This is a genomic window from Salinivirga sp. (genome assembly GCF_035268865.1).
Lineage (GTDB): Bacteria > Bacteroidota > Bacteroidia > Bacteroidales > Salinivirgaceae > Salinivirga.
Genome location: NZ_DATFKB010000061.1, coordinates 1 through 2,301 on the forward strand (window position 1 = coordinate 1; position 2,301 = coordinate 2,301).

General features: G+C 36.9%; 2 protein-coding genes. One reads left to right on the forward strand and one right to left on the reverse strand.

Annotation, left to right across the window (positions count from 1 at the left end):
- Positions 1–69: 69 nt before the first annotated feature.
- Complete coding sequence (locus VJ937_RS03960) at positions 70–423, reverse strand: cation:proton antiporter (RefSeq protein WP_324065598.1); 354 nt, start codon at positions 421–423, stop codon at positions 70–72.
- Between VJ937_RS03960 and VJ937_RS03965 the strand changes: the two genes are divergently transcribed.
- Positions 398–1,900, forward strand: a complete 1,503-nt coding sequence (locus VJ937_RS03965) for a hypothetical protein (RefSeq protein WP_324065599.1) — start codon at positions 398–400, stop codon at positions 1,898–1,900. The genes VJ937_RS03960 and VJ937_RS03965 overlap by 26 nt on opposite strands.
- Positions 1,901–2,301: the final 401 nt, after the last annotated feature.

Sequence of the window (2,301 nt, forward strand, 5' to 3'; positions counted from 1 at the left end):
GGCTCAGAAAATTAAAGAACTGGTAATGGTTCCAGCATATTGCTATTGAATTTTATGCCAAAAAAAACATCAAAATAAAAGATAAGGTACTAAATAAGCACCTATTCCTTTTCCAGTAATTCGTCCTACAATATAGAGTAATCCAATTAAACCTACATTTGAGAGCGATTTGATATGCAAATTTGCTCCTGCAATGGTAAAAAACAACAAGTAGAAAAGGGGGAGGATAAACCCAATTTCTGCTTCTTCTAAATCTTTCAGCTTTTCTGAATGCTTATGGTTTCCGACAACAAGTCCGAATATCATGCATGTAAGAATTTCTGAAAGATTCATCAAATTGCTTATCCCTAACCTGAACAAGCCAGAACCAAAAAGGAAAAAATCATAACTTTGCTTTATGGAACTATTAACTGAAACATACAAAAGAGATATATCCTGCGTACTTTCATGTTATGACAGGTTAATTATCAGCGGCACACTACCTGAGATATCCTATTCTCAAGGGATGACAAGCTATATGTACCAAAATGGAATAAGGATATTTGACTATCCAAAATTTGCTGAGCCATTTAAAGAATCCATACGTTCAAATGCTGAGCGAATAGCGAAAGAGAATGAAGTGGAAATTGAATTTATCCGCAAGTCAGGTATCAGAAAAGAATCAATTATTTCAGATAAGATTAAGAAACGGGGCGATCATCCAGGCATTGTCCATATTATCTCGGCAATGGAGGGATGCAATACGTATAAACCTTGGCATGATAAAACAACGGGGAAAACATTTTTAAAACCAAGCACGAGTAAATGTTTGCATTACTATTTCTATTTTATTGACGAGCAAGTTGGTTTGGGATATGTACGCGTACCTACTTGGAGTCCATTCCGTTTGCAGGTTTATGTCAATGGTCACAATTTGCTGGCTTCAGAATTGAAACAGGCAGGGGTTAAATTCTCCATGATAGACAATGCCTTTGATAGTCTGGAAGATGCAGGTAAAGCGCAAGACCTTTCGGACAAGATAAGTATTGAGAAGCTTCACCGCAAATTAGATGAGTTTGCCTGGCAGTTTTGCCCAGTGTATAAAGATTTTAACTTGAGATATCATTGGAGCGTGATGCAAGCCGAGTATGCCACCGATATTGTATTTAAAAAACAAGAAAGTTTGCAAGCAATCTATGGTGAACTTGTGGCAACGGCCATACACACAGTTAAACCTGAGAACATCGCCACATTTTTGGGACAGAAACTTGACCCCAGATATAAAGGGGAAGTTGGCAACAATTACAATGTACGCATCGAAGGCAGCCGCATAAAACATTCAATGGGATCAGTGTCGATAAAAATGTACGACAAGTTCCACAAAATATTGCGCATTGAAACAACATCAAACGATATCAGTTTTTTTAAACACTTCCGGGAGGTAGTACACCGTGACGGGACAACGTCTCACAAAATGGCTTCATTAAAGAAAAACATCTACAGCCTTTCCTTTCTAGCAGACAACCTGAAAGCATCAAACAAAAGATATCTGGAATTTATTTCGGCTTTCGACAATAAAGAAGTTGGAAGAAAAAGGCTAGAGAAAATCACCTCATCCAAAAGCGATAATAATAGGAACTACAAAGGATTTAACTTTTTTAATGTCAATGATTTAGTGATTTTAACAGCCATCGCTCGTGGTGAGTTTAATATCAATGGGTTTAGAAACAAAAACATGCAGAAACTACTTGGCTTTAATGGCAGTAAAGTAAGCAGGTTGATTAAACGGTTAAGGGTACACGGACTAATAAAAAAGGCTGCCAATTCTTACAAATATTACCTCACTAAAATCGGAAAAAAAACAATCATCATGGCTCAGAAAATTAAAGAACTGGTAATGGTTCCAGCATATTGCTATTGAATTTTATGCCAAAAAAAACATCAAAATAAAAGATAAGGTACTAACTCAAAACCGATGAATCGCGGACTCAACGGTTTTGAGTTACGAACCGACCGTAGGGAGCTCATGAGGACTTTTGAATATTTTGAGGCTCGTGAATAAAGCCTTGAAAATGGAGTTTATTCACTGGATACTTTATGGACAGACACTAAGTAAGGTTTAAAGGTAATCGAGATGCAAGGTGCGTTTTTTATTTTTCCAGTTCTTCAATTGCTCGTGATAACGTATTGTCAATCCGATGAATTATTGGATAAAAACCATCATCACTAAGAATATTTCGAATAATTAATCCAGCCACTTGAACGCGTATAACCTCGCCGGAAACAGCCAAATCGTCACCTTTTGGGGTAACACCTTTCTTT

Bases quoted from the DNA above. Each gene is read 5' to 3' on its own strand.
- VJ937_RS03965 (WP_324065599.1), top strand. From the start codon at position 398: ATGGAACTATTAACTGAAACATACAAAAGAGATATATCCTGCGTACTT.